20 protein-coding genes and 1 tRNA gene are annotated in these 21,500 nt (G+C 70.9%); 11 read left to right on the forward strand and 10 right to left on the reverse strand.

The window, feature by feature from the left end; genetic code table 11:
- Positions 1-8: 8 nt before the first annotated feature.
- From BMH31_RS09880 to BMH31_RS09895, 4 genes are read right to left on the reverse strand one after another with little or no spacing between them, the layout of a single operon-like run.
- Positions 9-851: a class II fructose-bisphosphate aldolase gene (locus tag BMH31_RS09880; protein ID WP_099724148.1), complete on the reverse strand. Its 843-nt coding sequence runs from the start codon at positions 849-851 to the stop codon at positions 9-11.
- Entirely contained in the window at positions 848-1,828 is a 981-nt protein-coding gene (locus BMH31_RS09885; RefSeq protein ID WP_099724147.1) for a hexose kinase, read from the reverse strand. Before BMH31_RS09885 ends, BMH31_RS09880 begins: the two co-directional genes overlap by 4 nt.
- A complete protein-coding gene (locus BMH31_RS09890; RefSeq protein ID WP_241898230.1) occupies positions 1,825-2,790 on the reverse strand; it encodes an ROK family protein in 966 nt (321 codons plus the stop codon). The genes BMH31_RS09885 and BMH31_RS09890 overlap by 4 nt, the downstream gene beginning before the upstream one ends.
- Entirely contained in the window at positions 2,787-3,695 is a 909-nt protein-coding gene (locus BMH31_RS09895; RefSeq protein WP_099724146.1) for an SIS domain-containing protein, read from the reverse strand. Before BMH31_RS09895 ends, BMH31_RS09890 begins: the two co-directional genes overlap by 4 nt.
- 323 nt (positions 3,696-4,018) lie before the next feature.
- Between BMH31_RS09895 and BMH31_RS09900 the strand changes: the two genes are divergently transcribed.
- From BMH31_RS09900 to BMH31_RS09920, 5 genes are all read left to right on the forward strand, one after another.
- Positions 4,019-5,269 (forward strand): extracellular solute-binding protein, encoded by a 1,251-nt coding sequence (locus BMH31_RS09900; protein ID WP_099724145.1) that lies wholly within the window; start codon positions 4,019-4,021, stop codon positions 5,267-5,269.
- 47 nt (positions 5,270-5,316) lie between these two features.
- Positions 5,317-6,294 carry a sugar ABC transporter permease gene (locus BMH31_RS09905; protein WP_099724144.1) on the forward strand — a complete coding sequence of 326 codons (978 nt, stop codon included), beginning with the start codon at positions 5,317-5,319 and terminating at the stop codon, positions 6,292-6,294.
- Positions 6,295-6,297: 3 nt separating this feature from the next.
- Complete coding sequence (locus tag BMH31_RS09910; RefSeq protein WP_241898231.1) at positions 6,298-7,203, forward strand: carbohydrate ABC transporter permease; 906 nt, start codon at positions 6,298-6,300, stop codon at positions 7,201-7,203.
- Positions 7,204-7,358: 155 nt separating this feature from the next.
- Positions 7,359-8,987: an amidohydrolase family protein gene (locus BMH31_RS09915; RefSeq protein WP_199068128.1), complete on the forward strand. Its 1,629-nt coding sequence runs from the start codon at positions 7,359-7,361 to the stop codon at positions 8,985-8,987.
- Positions 8,988-9,172: 185 nt separating this feature from the next.
- Complete coding sequence (locus BMH31_RS09920) at positions 9,173-10,408, forward strand: MFS transporter (RefSeq protein ID WP_099724142.1); 1,236 nt, start codon at positions 9,173-9,175, stop codon at positions 10,406-10,408.
- Between the two features lie 25 nt (positions 10,409-10,433).
- Here the strand turns inward: BMH31_RS09920 and BMH31_RS15415 are convergent, their stop codons facing one another.
- Positions 10,434-11,333: an AraC family transcriptional regulator gene (locus BMH31_RS15415; RefSeq protein ID WP_143469843.1), complete on the reverse strand. Its 900-nt coding sequence runs from the start codon at positions 11,331-11,333 to the stop codon at positions 10,434-10,436.
- 56 nt (positions 11,334-11,389) lie between these two features.
- Complete coding sequence (locus BMH31_RS09930) at positions 11,390-12,418, reverse strand: LacI family DNA-binding transcriptional regulator (protein WP_241898232.1); 1,029 nt, start codon at positions 12,416-12,418, stop codon at positions 11,390-11,392.
- A gap of 198 nt (positions 12,419-12,616) precedes the next feature.
- On the opposite strand from BMH31_RS09930, the gene BMH31_RS09935 reads away from it, so the two are divergent.
- From BMH31_RS09935 to BMH31_RS09960, 6 genes are all read left to right on the forward strand, one after another.
- Entirely contained in the window at positions 12,617-14,269 is a 1,653-nt protein-coding gene (locus BMH31_RS09935) for an ABC transporter substrate-binding protein (protein ID WP_241898233.1), read from the forward strand.
- 24 nt (positions 14,270-14,293) lie between these two features.
- Positions 14,294-15,244: an ABC transporter permease gene (locus tag BMH31_RS09940; RefSeq protein ID WP_099724139.1), complete on the forward strand. Its 951-nt coding sequence runs from the start codon at positions 14,294-14,296 to the stop codon at positions 15,242-15,244.
- Positions 15,241-16,176, forward strand: coding sequence for an ABC transporter permease (locus tag BMH31_RS09945; RefSeq protein ID WP_099724138.1), 936 nt, complete (start codon positions 15,241-15,243; stop codon positions 16,174-16,176). Before BMH31_RS09940 ends, BMH31_RS09945 begins: the two co-directional genes overlap by 4 nt.
- Positions 16,176-17,006, forward strand: a complete 831-nt coding sequence (locus BMH31_RS09950) for an ABC transporter ATP-binding protein (RefSeq protein ID WP_099724137.1) — start codon at positions 16,176-16,178, stop codon at positions 17,004-17,006. The genes BMH31_RS09945 and BMH31_RS09950 overlap by 1 nt, the downstream gene beginning before the upstream one ends.
- Positions 17,003-17,833, forward strand: a complete 831-nt coding sequence (locus BMH31_RS09955) for an ATP-binding cassette domain-containing protein (protein ID WP_099724136.1) — start codon at positions 17,003-17,005, stop codon at positions 17,831-17,833. Before BMH31_RS09950 ends, BMH31_RS09955 begins: the two co-directional genes overlap by 4 nt.
- Positions 17,834-17,914: 81 nt before the next feature.
- Positions 17,915-18,982, forward strand: coding sequence for a C45 family peptidase (locus BMH31_RS09960; protein ID WP_099724135.1), 1,068 nt, complete (start codon positions 17,915-17,917; stop codon positions 18,980-18,982).
- Between the two features lie 128 nt (positions 18,983-19,110).
- Here BMH31_RS09960 and BMH31_RS09965 read toward each other — a convergent pair.
- The 4 genes from BMH31_RS09965 to BMH31_RS09980 form a co-directional block, all read right to left on the reverse strand.
- Positions 19,111-19,187: transfer RNA gene (locus tag BMH31_RS09965), tRNA-Met, on the reverse strand.
- A gap of 13 nt (positions 19,188-19,200) precedes the next feature.
- Positions 19,201-19,875 carry a DUF1275 family protein gene (locus tag BMH31_RS09970; RefSeq protein WP_099724134.1) on the reverse strand — a complete coding sequence of 225 codons (675 nt, stop codon included), beginning with the start codon at positions 19,873-19,875 and terminating at the stop codon, positions 19,201-19,203.
- A 47-nt stretch (positions 19,876-19,922) separates the two neighbouring features.
- Complete coding sequence (locus tag BMH31_RS09975; protein ID WP_099724133.1) at positions 19,923-20,972, reverse strand: Atu2307/SP_0267 family LLM class monooxygenase; 1,050 nt, start codon at positions 20,970-20,972, stop codon at positions 19,923-19,925.
- Positions 20,973-21,060: 88 nt separating this feature from the next.
- Complete coding sequence (locus BMH31_RS09980) at positions 21,061-21,447, reverse strand: DUF2568 domain-containing protein (RefSeq protein ID WP_099724132.1); 387 nt, start codon at positions 21,445-21,447, stop codon at positions 21,061-21,063.
- Between the last annotated feature and the right edge of the window lie 53 nt (positions 21,448-21,500).

The following is a 21,500-nucleotide window of genomic DNA, read 5'->3' on the forward strand; positions in this document are numbered from 1 at the left end:
CTCCCGGATCAGGCGTCGCGGAGCGCGAAGAGCTGCAGCAGGCGAGCCGCCTCGGGCACGATCGCGGCGCGACCGGCGCGCACGTACTTGCGGGAGTCGACCGCGTCGGGCTGCGCGGCGAGGGCCTCGCGGACCGCCCGGGTGAAGAAGCCGTTCAGGTGGGTGGACACGTTGATCTTGGTCATGCCCGCACGCACGGCGGCATCGAGCGACTCGTCGGGCACGCCCGAGGACCCGTGCAGCACGAGCGGGACGTCGAGCGTCGCCCGGAGTTCGGCGATGCGCCCGAGGTCGAGGGCGGCGGTGCGCTGCTGCATGGCGTGGGACGAGCCGACGGCGACCGCGAGCGCGTCCACGCCGGTGTCGCGGACGAAGGCGAGCGCCTCGGCGGGGTCGGTGCGCACTCCCGGTGCGTGCGCGCCGTCCTTGCCGCCGACCTCGCCCAGCTCGCCCTCGACATACACGCCTGCGGCGTGCGCGCGCTCCGCGACCCGGGCGGTGAGGCGCACGTTCTCGTCGTAGGGGAGCGCCCCGCCGTCGAACATGACCGAGCCGAAACCGAGCTCGATCGCCTCGTCGACGAGCTCCGGCCGCTCGGCGTGGTCGAGGTGCACCGCGACGGGGGTCCCGGCGGCGCGGGCGAGCGCGAGGGTCGCGAGCCCGATGGGGGCGAGGGCGCCGTGGTAGTCGGCGCAGTTCTGCGAGATCTGGAGGATCACGGGGAGCCCCGACGACTCGGACGCCGCGACGAGCGCCTCGGCGGTCTCGAGGTGGACGACGTTGAAGGCGCCGATGCCGGTGCCGGCGGTGCGGGCGTCGGCGATGAGCCGGGCTGCGGGTGCGAGGGTCATGCGCGGTCCGTTCGGGGGAGGGAGAGGGGGACGGGAAGGAGGTCGAGGCGTTCGGCGAGCTCGGCGTGCGCGGGGTCGATCTCACCCGCGAGCGGGGCGAGCACCGCGGCGGCCGACCACGCGGTCGAGCGCCGCAGCAGACGCTCTGCGACGTCGCGGATCGGGACGTCCGCGGAGAGGAGCGAGGCGGCGCCGGCGACCGCGGCGTCGCCGGCCCCGGTGGGGTTGCCGGCGAGCGGTTCGGGGAGCCGGGCGCGCAGCGCCACTGCGGGAGCGCCGTCGTCGGCGATCGGGCCGGCGATCAGCAGCATGCCCTCCGCTCCGAGCGAGCAGAGCACGCCGCCCGCGCCGAGCTCGACGAGGGCGACGGCTCCGGCGATCGGGTCCGCGAGGCCCGTGGCGTGCGCGAGCTCCTCGCGGTTCGGTTTGAGGAGGTCGGCCCCCACGCGGGCCGCGCGCAGCAGAGCCGAGCCAGAGGTGTCGACGATCGCGGGGACGCCGCGCCCGTGCGCGGCCGAGACGAGCACCTCGACGATCGCCTCGGGGGCGCCGGGCGGCAGGCTGCCGGAGACCACGAGCACGGAGGCGCGCTCCAGCTCCTCGTCTGCGGCCGCGACGAGCTCGGCCCATTCGGCGGCGGTCGGATTCTCGCCGCGCTCGTTGAAGATGCTGGTGTCGCCGAGCGTCTCGTCGACGATGGCGGCGGAGCGCCTGGTGGATACCGCGACCGGCACGATCCGGTGCGGCACCCCGCTCTCGGCGAGCTCGTCGGCGAAGATCCGGCCGGTGGCGCCGCCCGCGGTCGTGAGCGCTCGGACGTCGATGCCCTGCGCGTGCAGCACGCGCGCGACGTTGACCCCCTTGCCGCCGGCGCGCACCCCGGCGGCCGGCACGCGGTGGCTGCCGCCCGGCACGACGCGTCCGGCGCGCCAGGTCAGATCGAGCGCGGGATTGGGGGTGACGGTCACGACGGTCATGCGATGCCGCCGTCCGTCGCGCGGGCGCGTGCGAACAGCGCGGCCCCGGCCAGGCCCGCGTCCTCGCCGAGCTCGGCCGGCAGGATCTCGGGGCGTCGGTGAAAGCTGAGCCGGTGGTCCACACGCTCGCGCAGCGGGGCGAACAGGGCGTCGCCCGCCCGGCTCAGGCCACCCGCGATGATGATCGCCTCGGGGGCGAGGAACGCGGCGATCTGGGTGAACGAGAGCGCCAGCGCATCGACCGCGCTGTCCCAGACCGCTGCGGCCACGGGGTCGCCGGCCTGCGCCCGGGCGAGCACATCGTGCGCGCCGGAAGCGGGCGCGGCGCCCGTCGGCCGGGCCGCCGTGTACCGGCGCGCGATGGCCCCGGCCGAGGCGACCGCCTCGAGACAGCCGGCCGCGCCGCAGGCGCACGCGGGACCGTCGGCCACGGGCGAGTGGCCGAACTCGCCGGCGTAGCCCTGCGCCAGGTGGGCGCGGCCGTCGACGATGATGGTGCCCGCGATCCCCGTGCCGATGATCATGACGACGACGTCGCGGAACCGCCCGGCCGAGCCGAGCCGGTACTCGGCCATGCTCGAGCCGTGGATGTCGTGGTTGAACGCGACGGGCAGGTCGAGGCGCTGTTCGGCGAGGTCGCGGATCGGGGCGTCGCGCCACCCGAGGTTGCTCGAGAACACCCCGATGCCGCGATCGGGGTCGACGATCCCGGGGACGAGGAGGCCCGCGGCCGTCGGCCGGATCCCGGGGAACTCCCGGCGGTAGTCGTCGCGCAGCTCCGCGAGCCGGGCGACGATCCGCTGGGGGTTGCCGGCCCCGTCACCGGGGTCGAGCGGCGTCGTCGTGCGCCGCAGGCCGAGCACCGCGCCCGACGCGTCGACGACTCCCGACTTGATGTCCGTTCCGCCCACGTCGAAGGCGAGCACGGGTTCGCCCGCGCGGAGGCTCGGCAATCGGGTCACGGTTCCAGGATGACGGATCGGGTGAGATTGCGGGGCTGATCCGGGTCGAGACCGCGCGCGAGGGCACGGGCGAGCGCGACCCGCTGCGCGCGCACCAGGTCGGCGAGCGGATCGAGAGCACTCGTCTCGAACCGGGCGCCCGTCGCCGCGACCTGCTCCGAGAGGCCCTCGGGGGCCGGCCCGAACTGCCAGGTGACGCGACCCGGTGCCGCGATCGAGATCGGGCCGTGGCGGTACTCCATCGACGGGTACGACTCGGTCCAGGACTGCGAGGCCTCGCGCATCTTGAGCGCGGCCTCGTGCGCGAGACCCACGGTCCAGCCCATGCCGAGGTAGCTCGTCTGCTCGGCGGCCACCAGCTCGGGATCGAGTTCCGCGGCGACGGCCGTCGCCGCGTCGGCGATGGCCGCGTCGAGGCCTTCGCCGAGGGAAGCGCGGAAGAGCGCGAGCGCGGTGGTCGCGAACCGGGTCTGCACGACCGACTGCTCGTCGGCGAAGGGCAGCAGCACGGCGTCGTCGACGAGGTCGACGAGCGGGGAATCGGGGTCGCCGATCACGCCGATGATGCGGGGGGCGCCGTCCGCGGCCTTGAGGTCCCGGACGAGCTCCAGCACCTCGCTCGTGGTGCCCGAGCGCGTGAGCGCGACGACGGCGTCGTAGCCGCGGTCGACGAAGGCCTCCGACGCCGCGAAGGCGTCGGTGACGCCCCGGCCCGCGCGCTCGCGGAGCACGGCGTAGCTCTGCGCCATGAACCAGGAGGTGCCGCAGCCGATCACGGCGACGCGCTCGCCGTGGGCGGGCAGCAGGGCCTGTTCGGCGCGCATCTGCTCGGCGCGCGCCCAGGTCTCGGGCTGGGTGGCGATCTCGGCGGCCATGTGGGCGCCGGGGGTGTGGGCGGCGGTCATTGCGCTCCTCCGAAGGATGTGGCGACATGCGTGAAAGATGATCGCTTCTGATTCAATCACGCAAAAACCCGCAAGACAATGAGCGAATTCGGAGAATCGTGAGGTGACTGCGTGAATCGATCACGTGAACGATCAACAGGTCACAATTTGGTCACCTTCTTGACGAATTATCCGATCGCCCCCGAAGATGAGGGGCAGACGAGCGCGGGGCCGCGTGCGGAACGAGTGCTCGTTGGCACAACCGCGCGCAGGGCTGCGCGCGGAGCACGCACCGGCGCGTGGTTTTCGTGGCGGTGTTCCATCAACGGTGAGGAACTGCACACATGAAGAAGTCAGTGAGGATCGGCGCGATCGCGCTCGCGGCCTCCGCCAGCCTGGCGCTCAGCGCCTGCGGGTTCGGCGGTGCGAGCGGCGGTGGATCGAGCGACTCCGGATCGAAGACCACGCTCAACCTGCTGGTCCCGAGCTACTCCGACAACACCCAGAAGCTCTGGAACGACGTGATCGCCGGCTTCGAGAAGAAGTACCCGGACATCAAGGTCAACCTCGAGGTGCAGTCCTGGGACAACCTCGAGTCCGTCGTCACCACCAAGGTGAGCGGCAACAAGGCCCCCGACATCTACAACGGCGGCCCGTTCGCCGGCTTCGCCGGCGACGACCTGCTCTACGACGTCTCGGAGGTGACCTCGAAGGACACCTTCGGCGACTTCCAGGAGTCCTTCATCAAGAACGAGCAGCTCAACGGCACGACCTACGCGCTGCCGTGGATCGCCTCTGCGCGCGCCCTGTTCGTCAATAACGACCTGCTCAAGCAGGCCGGGGTCTCGGCCGCGCCGAAGACCTGGGACGAGCTGCTCGACGCCGCGACCAAGGTGTCGAAGCTCGGCGGCGGCGTCGCGGGCTACGGACTGCCGCTCGGCTCCGAGGAGGCGCAGGCCGAGGCCGCGGTCTGGATGTGGGGCGGCGGCGGATCCTTCGGCGATGAGAAGAAACTCACCATCGACGACTCGAAGAACCTGCCGGGCGCCGAGCAGATCAAGAAGATGATCGACGCCGGGGCCACCCAGAAGAACCCCGGTTCGACCAACCGTTCCCCGCTGATGGACATCTTCGTGCAGGGCAAGATCGGCATGCAGGTCGGCCTGCCGCCGACCGTCGGGCAGATCAAGGAGAACAACCCGAAGCTGAACTACTCGATCGTCCCGATCCCGACCAAGGACGGCTCGCCGTTCACGCTGGGCGTCGCCGACCAGCTCATGGCGTTCAAGAACGACGGCAAGAAGAAGGACGCCATCACCAAGTTCTTCGACTACGTCTACAGCGCCGACGTCTACGTGCCGTGGGTCAAGGCCGAGGGCTTCCTCCCCGTCACCAAGTCGGGATCCGAGCAGCTGTCGAGTGAGGAGTCGCTCAAGCCGTTCCTCGATGTGCTGCCGAGCGCGAAGTTCTACCCGTCGACCAATCCCAAATGGTCGTCGGCCGACGCCGCGTTCAAGGCGCTCGCGGGCCAGCTCGAGAAGAAGCCGGCCCAGCAGGTGCTCACCGAGATCCAGAAGCAGGCGGACGCCGGCTGAGCCGGCTCGTCCGAACCGCAACGAGAGGGAACGGTGACCGCGACACCATGAGCACCACGATCGAATCGTCACCGCTTCCGAGCGGAGCCGCCGGGGGAGACCCCGGCGGCTCCACCCCGTCGCCGAAGCGCTCCGGCCGCCCCTCCGGCGGGCGCGAGCTGCTCCGCGCGCTCCCCTGGGTGGGACCCGCCCTGGCGCTCATCGTCGCCGTGGTCTTCTTCCCGGCCGGCGTCATGTTCTGGAACTCGACCCGGCACATCTCGCAGTCGGGCGTCGACAAGGGGTCGGCCGGGTTCGAGAACTTCGTCACGGTCTTCACCTTCGAGTCCTTCTGGCCCATCTTCTTCCGCACGATCCTCTGGGTCGTGGTGGTGGTGGGCGTCACGATCGTGCTCTCGCTCGTGATCGCCCAGGTGCTCAACAAGTCGTTCCCGGGGCGCAAGATCGTGCGCCTCGCGGTCATCATCCCGTGGGCGGCCTCCGTGGTCATGACCACGATGGTCGTGTACTACGGCCTGGAGCCGTACTTCGGCATCATCAACAAGTTCCTCGTCGACGTCGGGCTCATCTCGACGCCGGAGGGCTTCGGCTGGACCCGCAATCCCGGCACCGCTTTCATGTGGTCGATCATCGTCGCGATCTTCGTGTCGCTGCCGTTCACCACGTACACGATCCTCGCGGGGCTGCAGACGGTGCCGAGCGAGACGCTGGAGGCGGCCAAGGTCGACGGCGCCGGGCCCGCCCGCACCTACTTCACCGTGGTGCTGCCGCAGCTGCGCAGCGCGCTCGCGGTGGCGGCGCTCATCAACATCATCAACGTGTTCAACTCGCTGCCGATCCTCAAGGTCATGACGGGATCGATCCCGGGCTACGACGCCGACACGATCATGACGATGGTGTTCAAGTACATCGAGAACCAGCACCGGGTGGACGTCGCGAGCGCGCTCTCGGTCGTGGCCTTCGTCATCGTCATCGTGATCGTCGCGGTGTACGTGAAGGTCGTCAAGCCCATGCGGGAGGTCTGAACCGTGGCCGTCGTCGAACCCAGCACCCGCACCATGACCCTGCCCGTCGGGCGCCGCGCCAAGAGGGTTCGCACCGAGCGGGTCACCCCGGGCCGCATGGCCCTGCGCATGCTCGCGGGCTTCATCGTCCTCGTGATCTTCGTGCTGCCCTACACGATCATGTTCTTCGGGGCGGTCAAGACCAAGTCCGAGATCCGCTCGGTGGACCCGACCTACTTCCCGAAGGAGTTCCACTGGGACAACTTCGCGACCATGTGGTCGACGCCCGAGACGCCGCTGCTGCAGAACCTCGTCTCGACGATCATCATCTCGGTGTTCGCGACCCTGCTCGTGCTGCTCGTCGCGCTCCCGGCGGCGTACTACACGGCGCGGTTCCGCTTCCCCGGCCGCATGGTCTTCCTGTTCCTCGTGATCGTGACCCAGATGCTCCAGCCCGCGGTGCTCACCTCGGGTCTGTTCCGTCAGTTCTCGGCGCTCGGGCTGCTCGACACCTGGGCCGCGATGATCTTCGTGAACGCGGCGTTCAACCTCTCGTTCGCGGTCTGGATCATGCACTCCTTCTTCGCGGGGGTGCCCAAGGAGGTCGACGAGGCGGCGCAGATCGACGGGGCCGGCCGCTTCGCCGTGCTGTTCAAGATCAACCTGCCGCTCGTCTGGCCGGGCATCGTGACTGCGATCGTGTTCACCTTCGTCGCCTGCTGGAACGAGTTCGCGGCGTCGCTCGTGATCCTGCAGACCGCGGGCAATCAGCCGCTCTCGGTCGCGCTGACCAAGTTCGTGGGGCAGTACGAGACGAGCTGGCAGTACGTGTTCGCGGTGTCGCTCGTCGCGATCCTGCCCGTGGTGATCCTGTTCATGCTCATCGAGAAGCGCCTGGTCGGCGGGCTCACCGCCGGCAGCGTGAAGTAGCCGGATCGTTCGCCCAGGGGCCGGGCCGCGCATCGCGCGGCCCGGCCCCTGGCGCGTCGACGGGCTTCGGGGTATCGTTGCGCGTGCTATTGGTCATGTGACCAAAAGTGGACCGCGCGGGCGACCGCGACACCGAACACGACCGAGGAGCCACCGTGAGCGACGCCGAGACGATCCTGCGCGCAGGGAGCCTGCTCGACTTCGGCGCGGCGGGCCGGCGACCCGAATCGCTCGGCACGCGCCTCGCGATCGCGAGCGGCCGCATCGTCGCGGTCGGCGGCGCCGAGGTCGAGCGGGCGCACCCCGCCGCCGAGATCGTCGACTTCGGCGACGACGCGGCGATCCTGCCCGGTCTCATCGACTGCCACACGCACCCCGTCTGGGGCTCCGAGAGCCAGGGCGGCAGCATCGGCCTCGGCGGTGTGACCTCGCTCGTGCAGCTGCGCGAGCGGCTCGAAGCGGCGCACGCCGCGGCGGATCCCGACGCGTGGATCACCGGCTACGACCTCGACGTGAACGCGTTCGAGGGGGCCGAGCCGAACGGGCGGGTGTTCGAGGAGTGGCTGCCCGGCCGTCTTGTGTCGCTCATGACCCGGGACGCGCACGCGCTCGTCGTGAGTCCCGCAGTCGTCGCGGAGGTCGGGCTGACGGGTGACGAGGTCTTCGCCGACGCGTCATCGATCGTCGCGGACGTCGACGGGCCGACCGGCTGGGTGCTCGAGCTGCAGGCGATGGATCTGGTGTTCGCGCACGTCCCGCAGGCCCCCCTCGAGACACAGGTCGACTCCCTCGGCGAAGCGCTGCAGCGCTTCGCCGAGACCGGGCTCACCGAGGTGCACGCCCTCGATTTCCACGAGCCGTCGCGCGAGCTCTACGAGGAGCTCGAACGGCGCGGCGACCTGCCCGTGCGCGTACGGGTGTACCCCCTCGTTCCCGCCGACTCGACGCCCGAGGTCTGGGCCGGGATCGCCGCACTGCAGGGCGTCGGTGGGCGCCGCTGGCGGGTCGACGGGGCGAAGTTCATGCTCGACGGCACTGCCGACAACGGCACCGCCTGGTTCGCCGAGCCGGATCGCCTCGGCGAGAACCACGAGGCGCTGTGGCGCAGCACCGACGCGTACCGCGAGGCCGTGCGGTTCTTCACCGAGCGCGGCGTGCCGACCGCGACGCACGCCATCGGCGACGCCGCCGTCGACTTCGTGCTCGACGTCGTCGCCGAGGTCGGGCACGCGCCCTCCGCGCCGCACCGCATCGAGCACATCGAATCGATCCCCGACGCGACCGTGGCGCGCTTCGCCGAGCTGGGCGTCGTCGCGAGCATCCAGCCGACCCACGCCACCCGTCTGACGGAGCCCGACGGGAGTGACAACTGGTCGCGCCGGATCGGACCCGAGCGGGTCGCGCACGGCTGGCGGGTCCGCGACCTGCTCGCGCAGGGCGCGCCCGTCGTGCTCGGTTCGGACTGGCCCATCGGCATCGGCGACCCGCGGGTGTCGCTCGCCGATGCTCAGCTCCGGCGTCCGGTGGGGGAGCCGGACCGCGGCCAGCACCAGCCCGATCAGAAGATCGACGCGGCGGCGGCGTACCGCTGTATGACGAGCGTTCCTGCGGGGCTGTTCGGCGGCGGCGCTTCGAGCGATGCGTCGTGCGGCCGGTTCGAGCCGGACTCCGTCGCCGACCTCACCGTGTTCGCCGCCGATCCGATGAGCCTGTCGCCCGAGGCGCAGGCCGTGAACCCGGTGCTCGCGACCTTCGTCGACGGGCGGCGGATCGTCGGGGCGTAGCAGGGTTCGGCTTCCCGGCGCCTGGCGCGGAGATCTGCACGATTTCGGAAGTTCTTGCGCGAAGCGTCCGAAATCGTGCAGATCTCCGCTGACGTGAGCGGGCGCCCACCGCAGCCCGGACGATCGGTCGGATGCCCGAGACCCGAGGTCGGGCGCACCCGCCCATGCCCGGCCAGCATGGAACCATGACCACCACCGCCCCCGTCCCCACCGTCCCCCAGCCGGCCGACGCGAAGCCCGGGCGCCTCAACTACGGCGCCCTGATCGCGATGATGCTGATGAGCTTCTTCCTGGTCACTGCGGAGTTCCTGCCGAGCGGCATGCTCACCCGGATCGCCGATGGTCTGCATGTCACCTCGGGCCAGGCCGGCCAGATGGTCGCCGTGACCGCCTTCGCGGGTCTGCTCGCCGCGCCCACGGTCGGCCTGCTGTTCCCGCGCCTCGACCGGCGTTCGCTGCTCGTCTGGCTCTCGATCACCGCGGCAGTGTCGAACGCGCTCGTCGCGATCGCACCGAACCTGCTGCTCGTGATCCTCGCCCGGTTCCTGCTCGGCGCCGCGATCTCGGGCTTCTGGTCGATGTCGATCTCGGTCGCGGCGAAGATCGCGGGCCCCGAGCGGCTGGGGCGCGCGGTCATGTTCAACTCGGCGGGCGTCTCGCTCGCGACCGTCGCGGGAGTTCCGCTCGGCGTGATGCTCAGCGAGGCCATCGACTGGCGCGGCGTCTTCGGGGTCGCCGCCGTGGCGAGCGCGCTGCTCGCCGTCGTGCTGCGCTGGCTGCTGCCCGCGGTGCCGGCCGAGAGCTCGGCCAAGCTCTCGACGCTGCTCGCCGCGCTGCGCCGGCCCGGGATCGGCTTCGGCGTCGTCGCGAACATCTTCGTCGTGACCGGCCACTTCCTCGCCTACACCTACGTGCGCGTCGCGCTGGAGCGGGTGCGCGAGGGCGGCACGCCGGTCGAGGCGGACGCGATCGTGGTGCTGCTCGCCCTCTTCGGCGTCGGCGGCCTGATCGGCAACATCGTGTTCGGCTTCGTGGTGGACCGCGCCTACCGGGTGCTCGCGGTGCTCACCCCGGTCGTGATCGCGGGCCTCCTGCTGCTCGTGATCGCCGCATCGGGGTCCCTGTGGGCGACGGGCGCCGCGGTATTCGTCTGGGGCTTCTTCTTCGCCTCGTGGCTGCTCATCGCGAACACCTGGGCCGGCCACCGCATGCCCGACATGCTCGAGGCGGGCGGCAGCCTCGTCGTGGTCGGCTTCCAGAGCGGGATCATGATCGCCGCGGGGATCGGCGGCGCGCTGGTCGACGCCATGGGCATCGCCCCGGTCTACGCGGTCGGGGCGGCCCTGCTGCTGCTCGGCGCCGTGCAGTTCGGCCTCTCGGACCGGATCTCGGAGGCGCACCACCGGCTGCAGAACAACTGAGCGGGCACCGCGCGGGCGTCGGGGGTCAGGCCCTCGACGCCCGAAGCAGCGCGTCGGAGCGCCAGGCCGAGGGGGTGAGGCCGGTGCGGCGTCGGAACGCACGGCTGAACCCCTCGTCGGATCCGTACCCGATGGCGCGGGACACCTCGGACACGCCCCGGCCCTGCGCGAGCAGATCCTGCGCGGACCGGATCCGGACCTCGGCCACGTAGTTCGCGGGGGAGACGCCGAGGGCGCCGCGGAAGCGCTCGGCGAACACCGAGCGCGACATCGCGCCCGTACGGGCGAGATCCTCGAGACTCCACTCGCGGGCGGGGTCGGCGTGCACCGCCTCGACGACGCGGTCGAGGTAGGGGTCGCCCGTGCGCGACGGCCAGCCGGCCGGGGCGCAGCCGCGGATCGCCCAGGCGCGGATCACCGAGACGAGCACGGTGTTCGCCATCATGCGGCACACCACGGAGCTGCCGGGCTGGTCCGCGCAGAGATCGTCGCCGCTGCCGAGCTTCGGGCCCAGCTGCGCCGCCAGGGCGGCGACCGCGGGATCGCTGCCCGGCAGGTCCCGCACGTACAGCGATGCCGGCAGCAGCCCGAGGATCCCGTCGTCCGTCGCGGGCAGTTCGAGGGAGGAGACGAGTACGAACGCGTCCTCCGCCGCGTGCAGCAGTACGGCGCGGGGATCGGTGAACAGCAGGGCGTCGCCCGTATCGAGGGAGCCGGGGATCCCGTGCTCGACGCCCGTGGCGTGCCTGCCGGGCTCTGCCCGCAGCGAGCCGCAGATCACGTAGACGAGCGCGACCGCGCCACCGGGGATCGCGACGGGTTCGCCGGCGCGCAGGTCGACCCGATGCTGCCGGAGCAGCCGGGCGTCGACGCCCGAGAGCACCCGGTCGATCGCGGTCTCCGCGGGTTCGAGAGTCTGGGCCATGACAGGGGCAACCGGCGAGGAGCCCCCGGTATTCCGCTGTCGGCGTGTCGGGCGACTCAGCCGCGCGTCGTCGACTCGCGGATGTCGAGGGTCGCCGAGGGCACGGTCAGCGGTAGCTCGAGGTCGCGGCCCTCCGCGAGCCGCACCGCGATCTCGACCGCGCGCCGGGCGGTCTCCTCGGGGTGCAGGTCGAGCGTCGTGACGGTGGGGCTCGAAGTGCGGTTCTGCATGGCTCCGGACCCCGCGGCCACCAGCAGGTCCTCCGGCACCCGGATCCCGCGCCGGATCGCCGCGGCGGTGACGCCCGCCGCGTGCCGCCCGGTCAGGCAGAAGATCGCGTCGGGGCGCTCGACCGGATCCCCGTCGAAGAAATGCTCGACGATCGTCTCGCCGGCCTGCTCGCCCTCGGCTTCGGGCATCGCGAAGACGAGCGGTTCCTGGCCGCGCTCGGCGGCCCAGGCCTCGAGCGTGCGGATCGAGCCGAGGTTCCAGTCGTTGCGGTCGGTGCCCGCGACCAGGGCGATGCGGCGCGCGCCGACCTCCGCCAGGTGGGAGATCATGAGGCTGGCCTGCTGCTCCGCCCCCTCGTCGATCTCGAGGAACTCGCCGCGCCGGGCGGGGTCCGCACCGACGGTGACGAACGGGATCCGCTGCTCGGTGAGCATGGTGAGCACGGGATCGTCCTCGAACGGCTCGGTCACGATGTAGGCGTCGGCGGCGAGCGCGCTGAGCGGCACTCCCGGTCGGGTCGGGTCGTCGACGAGCATCATGCTGTATCCGTGCTCCATCGCGGTCAGCGATGCGGAGCCGGCGATGCGGAGGAAGTAGTCGACGCCCTCGGGGAGGAACGTGTCGAGGCTGTGGAAGGGGCGGATCACGAGGGCGAGGAGCCCGAGCCGGGAGTTCTGCAGCCCGCGCGCGATCGCGCTGGGGCGGTAGCCGATCTCGGCGGCGATCCGCTCGATGTTCTGGACGGTCTCGCGGCGTACGACGCCCTTGCCGTTGAGCGCGTGCGAGACCGTGGTCGGCGAGACGCCCGCCGCCTTCGCCACGTCCTTGATCGTCGGTCTCCCACTGGGTTTCACTCGGTCAGGATAGCCCGTTCCGACCTCCGTCATCGTATGCGCGTTCGACTTCGCCCCCGGATCGACCCGTTACCGAAAAGTGATGCCCAAAACGTTTTGCCCAAATCGTTTTGGGTGCTACTCTCACTCCCGGGTCTCGTCCGGCGCACGCAGGACGTCAGGGGATTCAATGACGAAACTTCGAATGGAGAACTCATCGTGAAATTCGCGAAGACGAGGGTCGCAGTCGCCCTCCTTGCAGTCACGGGTCTGGCGCTCGCCGGGTGCGCATCGGGCGCGCGCGGCGGCAGCGGCGAGGAGAAGGTCGACGACTCCAAGCTGCAGCAGACCACGCCCGCGGCGAAGGGCGACATCGACAAGGTGACGTGGAACTCGACCTACGGGGAGCTCGCTACGCTCGACCCGGCCAAGGCGTTCAACTACCCCGAGAACACGATCGTGGCGAACCTCTGCGAGCCGCTGTTCCAGATGCAGCCGGACTTCTCGATCAAGCCGAACCTCGCCACCGGGGCCGAGACCGCCGACGGGCTCACCTGGAAGATCGGCATCCGCGACAAGGTCACCTTCTGGGACGGCTCGCCGATGACCATGCAGGACGTGCTCTACTCGCTGAAGCGCCACAACGACCCCGCCGAGGGCAGCTACTGGACCGGCGGCGTCACCGCGAACATCGCGAAGGTCGAGCAGAGCGGCGAGCACGAGATCACCATCACGCTCAAGTCGCCCGACCAGATCCTGCCCTCGTCGCTCTCGACCGTGCTCGGCGTCGTCGTGCAGGAGAAGCAGCGCAAGGCGGCCGGCCAGAACTACGGCAACCCCGACACCGGCGTCATGTGCACCGGCCCGCTCTCCTACACCCCCGGTGACTGGAAGCAGGGGCAGTCGATCTCGCTGAAGCGCTTCGACGGCTACTGGAACGCCGACAAGAAGGCGAAGGCCAAGGAGGTCCAGATCGGCTTCGTCGTCGATCCGACCGCCATCGCCACCGGCCTGAAGAGCGGCGACATCCAGGGCTCCTACGACGTTCCGCTGCCCGCCCTCGGCGAGCTCTCCGGCAGCACGAGCGGATCGATGGTCTACGGCCAGGGCATGCAGATCATGGCCATCATCTCGACCGGCAAGGGCACCTTCGGCGACCCCGCCGTGCGCCGCGCGCTCACCCGCGCCACCGACCGGCAGGCCATCGCCGACACCGTCTACGAGGGCACCGCGACCCCGTCGCGTTCGGTCGTCCCGCAGTCGCCGTGGGACGCGATCCCCGACGCCGCGAAGCTCCGCGACAAGGAGCTGCCCGACCTGAGCTACGACGTCAAGGCCGCCAAGGAGGAGCTGAAGGCCGCCAAGGTCGACCTGTCGAAGCCGATCAAGATCGCCTACCCGTCGGAGCGCGGCTTCTACGCCGACATCCTGAACGAGATGGCGAACGGCGCGAAGGAGCTCGGCCTCACGCTGCAGCCCACCGGCGTGCCGAGCGCGCAGTTCGGCGCCTTCTTCTCGGATCCCAAGGCCCGTGAGGGCTTCGACGGCTTCGTCACGACCAACTACCTGAGCGCTCCGGACCCGCTGCTGCACCTCATCAGCGTCGCGAAGACCGGCAGCGACCAGAACTACTCGGGCTTCTCCGATCCGCAGGTCGACTCGGCGCTCGATGCCGCGCTCGCCGAGAAGGACGTGAAGAAGCGCACCGAGCTCACGGTGAAGGCCGAGGCGCTCGTCATGCAGCAGCAGCCCTGGGTCCCGATCGATGACCTGGCCGTGCGCATGTACCTGAACAAGAAGGTGACCGGCGCGCCCGCGTCGTTCGTCTACCTGTACTACCCCTGGGCCGCAGACCTCGGCTCCGCCGAGTAAGCGAACCCGCGGAAGGGATCGTCCATGACCTACGTGCTCAAACGGCTCGGCGCGCTCATCGCCGTGCTCATCGTGTCCAGCTTCATCGTGTTCTCGGGCATGTACCTCGCCCCGGGAAGCCCCGAGCAGTTCCTCGTGCAGGGGCGCACGGTGAGCCCGGAGGTGCTCGCGGCGATCCGCGCGCAGTACGGTCTGGACGATCCCTTCCTGCTCCGCTACTGGCATTGGCTGGTCGGAGTGATCCAGGGCGACTTCGGCCGCTCCCTGCTCACGCAGCAGGACGTGGCCTCGCTCATCGCCTCCCGCCTCCCCACCACGCTCTTCCTCGCGGCGTTCGCCGCGATCCTGATCGGCGTCTTCGGGGTCGGGCTCGGCGTGCTCGCCGCGACCCGCTCGGGCCTCTTCGAGAAGCTCGTCGTGTTCGGCTCGAACCTCGGCTTCGCGGTTCCCACGTTCTTCGCCGCGCTGATCCTCATGTTCGTGTTCGGCTCGAACCTCGGCTGGTTCCCGGTCTCGGGTTCCGGAACGGGCTTCGGCGACCGGCTCTGGCACCTCACGCTCCCGGCGATCGCGCTCGCGTTCCCCGGCATCGCCGTCGTCGCCCGCATCACGCGCACCGCCGTGCGCGAGGAGCAGGGATCCGAGCACGTGGTCATGGCGATCGCGCGCGGCGTGCCCAAGCAGCTCGTGCTGTGGCGGCACACGATCCGCAACTCGATGCTCCCCGTGAGCACCGTGCTCGGCACTCAGATCGCCGGCCTGCTCGCCAGCGCGTTCGTGATCGAGTACGCCTTCACCCTCGACGGGCTCGGCGCGCTGCTCGTGAACTCGGTGCAGAAGAAGGACTTCGCGGTGGTGCAGGCGATCGCCCTCATCATGGTGCTCGCCTTCGGCATCATCAACCTCATCGTCGACCTGCTCTACGCGGTGATCGACCCACGCGTTCGGCTGAGCAAGGGAGTGTCGGCACGATGAACGAGCGGAAGTTCAAGGGCGGGCCGGGTACGGACACCCGGTCCCAGGACACGGTCGCGGTGCAGCTGATCCGCAAGCACCGTGCGGACGCCCCGATCTCGGGCTGGCGTCGCTTCGTGCGCCGCCTCGGCCCGGTGGGCGTGGTCAGTCTCGCGATCATCGTGCTGGTGGTGCTGATGGCGGTGCTCGCGCCGATCCTCGCCCCGCAGGATCCATTCGCGGGCAGCGTCACCGGCCGGCACGAGGCGTGGAGCCTCGCGCACCTCATGGGCACCGACCAGTCGGGCCGCGACATCTTCTCGCGCATCATCTGGGGCGCGCGCACGAGCCTGCTCGGGCCGACGCTCGTGGTGCTCATCGCGGCGACGCTCGCCACCACGCTCGCGCTCACCGCGGTCTGGTTCGGCGGCAAGGTCGACGCGCTCATCAGCCGCGTGCTCGACATCCTCTTCGCCTTCCCCAACATGCTCCTCGCGATCCTCGCGGTCGCGATCTTCGGGCCGTCGCTGCTCACCGCGTCCATCGCGCTGGCCATCGGCTTCACCCCGTACTCCGCCCGAGTGATCCGCTCCGTCGCGCTCCGCGAGCGCGGCCTGCCCTACGTCTCCTCGGCGCAGCTGCAGGGCATCTCCGGGTTCCTCATCACGGTGCGGCACATCCTGCCGAACGTGCGCACCCAGATCCTCACCGGCATGACCATCAACTTCGGCTACGCCATGATCGAGCTCGCCGCGCTCTCGTTCCTCGGACTCGGCGTGCAGCCGCCCACCCCCGACTGGGGCCTCATGGTCTCGAACGGGCAGGCCTCGCTGCAGCAGGGCTTCTGGGAGCAGAGCGTCTTCGCCGGCCTCGCGATCGTGATCACCGTCGCGGCCTTCGGCTACGTCGGCGAGCAGCTCGGCGGCCGCCGCGCGGCAGGAAGGACCCGCTGATGCTGAACATCGAAGACCTCGTCCTCACCGTCGTCGATCCCGAGACCGGTCAGGAGACCGAGATCCTGCACGGCAGCACCATCGCGCTGCGGCAGGGGGAGGCGCTCGGCCTCGTCGGCGAATCCGGCTCGGGCAAGTCCATGACCCTCAAGTGCATCCTCGGCATCGAGCCCTCAGGCGCTCGCGTCGAGGGCCGGGTCGAGCTCGACGGCATGGACCTGCTCGCCGCGTCCGGCGACGTGCTGCGGAGGATCCGCGCGAACGACCTCGCGCTCATCGCGCAGAACCCGCACGGCGCCCTCAACCCCGTGCTGCCCGTCGAGCGCTTCCTCGTCGAAGGGATGAGCGATGCCCGGAGCCTGCCGAAGGCCGAGGCGCGCGAGCGCGCGGCCGAGCTGCTGCGACAGGTCGGGATCACCGACACGGACCGTGTGCTCGCCTCCTACCCGCACCAGCTCTCGGGAGGCATGCTGCAGCGCGTCGTGATCGCGGGCGCGATCTCGGGCGAGCCGAAGCTCCTGCTCGCCGACGAGCCCACGACCGCGCTCGACGTCACCACGCAGGCCGAGGTCGTCGCGATCCTCGACGAGATGCGGCGCGAGCACGGCCTCTCGATGATCTTCGTGACGCACGACCTCGACCTCGCGGCGGCCGTCTGCGACCGTCTCGCCGTGATGAAGGACGGCGAGATTCTCGAGGTCGGTACCCCGGAGGAGATCCGGGACCGTCCGAAGACCGACTACACCCGGGCACTCATGGCGGCGCGGCCGATGCTGTACCCCGAAGGGCACGAGGCGAACCGCGGAACGGACGAGGAGGCGGACGCATGAGCGAGCCGATCATCCAGGTCGAGCACCTGAAGCGCACCTTCAAGCTCGGACGCGGCGCGAGCGTCGCCGCGCTCGACGACGTCACGTGCGAGCTGCGCCCCGGCACCTGCCTCGCCGTCGTCGGCGAGTCCGGCTCGGGCAAGTCGACCCTCGCCCGCGTGGTCGTCGGCCTCGAGCGCGCCGACTCCGGCTCGGTGCGCATCGCCGGTACCGAGGTCAAGCCGACCACCGCCCGGAGCGCGCTCCGCGAGCGGGCGAAGCTCGTGCAGATGGTGTTCCAGGATCCCCAGGGATCCCTGAACCGCTCACTGCCCGTCTCGGCGACCATCGACGAGATGCTGCGCGCGCACCGCCCCGACCTCGACCGCGCGGGGCGCCGCGCCCGCGTGCTCGAACTGTTCGACGAGGTCGGCCTCACCGAGCGTCATGCGGACGCCAAGCCCGGCGCCCTCTCGGGCGGGCAGAAGCAGCGCGTCGCGATCGCCCGTGCGCTCGCCGCCGAGCCCGAGATCATCGTGCTCGACGAGGCCGTCTCGGCCCTCGACGTGTCGGTGCAGGCCCAGGTGCTCGACCTGCTCAAGCGCCTGCGCGCCGAGCACGGCCTGTCGTACCTGTTCATCACGCACGACCTCTCGGTGGTGCGCGACATCGCCGACGACGTCGTCGTGATGCGCACGGGACGGATCATCGAGCGCGGCACGGTGAGCGATGTGCTCGACCGCCCGCAGGAGCCCTATACCCGACTGCTCATCGCCTCGGCCCCCAGGCCGGGCTGGAAGCCGCAGCGCGGACTGCGCGACGCCCTGCTGGGCGGCGCCGCGGTCTGACCCCGGGCCCACGGGCCCCGCGGGCCGGTCGGCGCTCCGCCGACCGGCCCGCACCATCTCCACCGAACCGAGAGGATCACCATGACCACCACCGAGCGTCTTCACCTGCGAGTCTCGGGAGAGACCCGCGCTGAGCTCGGGCGCAGCCGCGGATCGCAGCTGCGGGACTCGCTTCCGGCCGCCTACGCGAAGTACGCCGAGCTGTTCCGGATCCTCGGAGTCGACGAGGAGACGGAACGGCAGGGTGCCGAGCGCGTCATCGCGGCGCTCGCCGACTGGCGTCCCGCGGTCGTCGAGGAGCTCGCGGGGATCGCGGAGGGGTCGGGGCTGACCCTCGCCCAGGTGGTCGCCCTCAACGCGCGCACCGAGATCCTCGCCCTCGGGAATGCGGCGTCGAGCGAGTGCTCGACCGTGACCGCCGTGATCGACGGGCGCCACCGCGCCGTGCAGACCTGGGACTGGCACATCGAGCTGGCCCCGTTCTGGCACACGCACGAGGTCGACGGCCCGGGCTACCGCTACGCGGGCCTCACCGAGCAGGGCATCGTCAGCAAGATCGGCGTGAACGAGGCCGGCCTCGCGCTCCACTTCAACATTCTCGGTCACCGCGAGGATGGCCCGTCGGGCGTGCCCATGCACGTGCTCTCGTCGATCGTGCTGACCGAGTGCGCGAGCGTCGACGAAGCCATCGCGCTGATCCGCAGCGCCCCCATCGCATCGTCGTCGGCCTTCACCATGCTCGACGCCGACCGCGCGGTCTCGGTCGAGATGAGCCCTGCGGGCGTCTTCGTGATCGAGGAGGTCGCGGGATCGGTGCAGCGCACCAACCACTTCCAGGACACGGAGCCGCTCTCCGGCCAGAAGTCCGAGATCTACGAGCCCGACTCGTCGGAGCGCCTGACCCTCGTGCGCGAGCGGCTCGCGGACGGCGGGCCCGCCGACACCGCGGCGCTCGTCGAACTGCTGGTGTCGGGCGAGGGACAGCCGCCGCTCACCTGCCACGCCGACATGGCGAAGAGCTACGGCGAGCGCTGGGCGACCCTCGCGACGATCGTCACGGATCCCGAGCGGCGCTCGATCCGGATCCTCGACGGCATGCCCACCGACGCGGCGACGGGTGAGTGGCGCGAGATCGACCTCGCGGGCTGATCGCCCGTCGCCTCCCCGCGGCCGTCCGCGCACCGCGCGGGCGGCCGCGTTCGAGCCGGCCGCTCTCCCGACGTCGGGATGCGCAAGAAGGCCCTGATCCGGATCTCTCCGAGTCAGGGCCTTCTGCATGGTTGCGGGGGCAGGATTTGAACCTACGACCTCCGGGTTATGAGCCCGGCGAGCTACCGAACTGCTCCACCCCGCGGCACCCCTCGAGGCTATCGACGAACGGGGCGTGAGCGCGAATCGGCGCGCGCCACGGCGCGGATGATCTGGGCCAGGCCGAGCACGCAGAGCGCTCCCGCAGCCACGAGCAGGGCGAGCGCGCCCATGGCCCGCCAGGCGAGCGAGCCGAGCAGCGCGCCGACGGTGATCGAGGCCCAGAGCAGGAGCGGCCGCACCCACCCGCCGCGGTGACCGCCGACGATGCGGTCCGCGAGGCCGATGCCGAAGCTCACGAGCGTCCCGGTCGCGTAGGTGATGGCGACCTGCGCGCGACCGGCGACGATGAAGAGCGTGTTCATCGCGCCCATGACCGCGGCGAGGGCGGCGAGCGAGAAGCCGGGGTGCGGCCACAGAGCGACGACCCCCGTGGCCGCGAACAGTGCCGCGCCCAGGCCGAGGATCCTCCCGCCGATCCGCACGCGCTCCGTGAGGAGTCCGAGCACCCGGCCGGCCAGCACGCCGAGCACGAAGCCCGCCACCAGGCTCAGGGCGACAGCGGCGGTCTGCACCTCGCCCCGGCTGATCTCGACCCCGGCCTGCGTCGAGTTGCCGCTCATGAAGGAGACGAAGAGGCCGCCCGAGAGGATGAACCCGATCGCGTCGACGAATCCGGCTGCTCCGGCGAGCAGGAGGGAGCCGCCGAACGAGGCGCGCGAGACCGTCTGCATGCTTCAGTTGTATCCGGCTTCGCGCGCCGCGGCGAATCGATGCCCCGCTAGCCGGCGAGCAGTTCCCGCACCCGCGGGATCACGTCGCGGCCGTAGCGCTCGATCGAGGCCATGAGCTGCTCGTGAGGCATGGTGCCGCTCGCGTACTTGAGGTCGAAGCGGTCGGCGCCCAGGGTGCGCACCGTGCGCGCGATGCGTTGCGCGACCGTCTCGGCCGATCCGACGTAGAGCGAACCCGAGTCGGCCTCCGCCTCGAACTCCTCGCGCCGGGCCTCGGGCCAGCCGCGCTCGCGGCCGATGCGGTTGCGGTTGTCGGCCCAGTGCTCCCACAGTTCGTCGCGCGCCTCGGCGTCGCTCGCGCCGATGTGCCCGGGGGAGTGCACGCCGAGCGGCATCGGCTCGCGGCCGAGCTCGTCCTGCGTCTGCCGGTAGAGGTTCGCGAACGGCAGGAAGCGTGCGGGGTCGCCGCCGATGATCGCGAGCATCATGGGGATCCCGACCTGCACCGAGCGCAGCACCGAGTGCGGGCTGCCGCCGACGCCGATCCAGGCGCGCACGCCGCCCTCCTGCTCGGTCTTGGGGAACACCTCCTGGTCGACGAGCGCGGTGCGGTGGCGGCCCGACCAGGTGACGGGGCCTTCGCTGCGCAGACGCGCGAAGAGCTCGAGCTTCTCGCTGAAGAGCGTCTCGTAGTCGGCGAGGTCGTAGCCGAACAGCGGGAAGGACTCGGTGAAGGAGCCGCGGCCGAGGATCACCTCGGAACGCCCGTTGCTGAGCGCGTCGAGCGTCGCGAAGCGCTCGTAGACCCGCACCGGGTCGTCGCTCGAGAGCACGGTGACGCCGGTGCCGAGCTGGATCCGATCGGTGCGCCCGGCGATCGTCGCGAGCACCATCTCGGGCGAGCTGATCGCGAAGTCGTCTCGGTGGTGCTCGCCGAGCGTGATGGCGTCGACACCGAGGCGGTCGGCGAGCACGGCCTGCTCGACGACGTCGCGGATCACCTGGGCGTGCGAGGTGCGCTCGCCATCGGCCGAGCGGGTGACGTCGCCGAAGGTGTCGAGTCCGAGGATCACGGGAGTCGCGGGTGCATCGTTCATGCTCGGAGGAACGTCGGATGCGTGCGGGCTATTCCGCGGGCGGTGCCTGCAGAGCGGCCCTTCAAAGTGGCGGCGCGGCCCACCGGGCTCAGCGCTTGCGCGAAGCGGCGGTGTAGCCGACGGCCACGGCGATCACGCCGAAGCCGAGCGCCCAGCCCCAGTGCACGCCCATGACGAGCAGGGCGGCCGCGGCGCCGGCGAAGAGCAGGAGCTCGACGAGCGCCTCGCCGAAGCGGTCGGTGCGCAGCACGGGGCGGGGCGACAGGAACAGCGCCCAGAGGAGCACCGCGAGCGCCAGGAACCCGATGCCGGTGAGGACGCCCGGGAAGGGCAGCGGCCAGCCGATGAAGCCCCACGCGGTCACGATCGCGATGGCGATGAGGTGCAGCACGCCGCGCAGCGTCGTCAGGATCGCCTTCGCAGGGGCGGTGGACGAGGAAGCGGGGGTGCTGGGGGGAGTATCGAGGCCGGTCACCCCTCTAGTTTACGTTGTGGTTCAGTGAGGTATCGCCCGAGTGGTCCATGCCT

The organism is Leucobacter sp. OLIS6, assembly GCF_002752355.1.
In the GTDB taxonomy this organism is placed as follows: Bacteria; Actinomycetota; Actinomycetes; order Actinomycetales; family Microbacteriaceae; genus Leucobacter.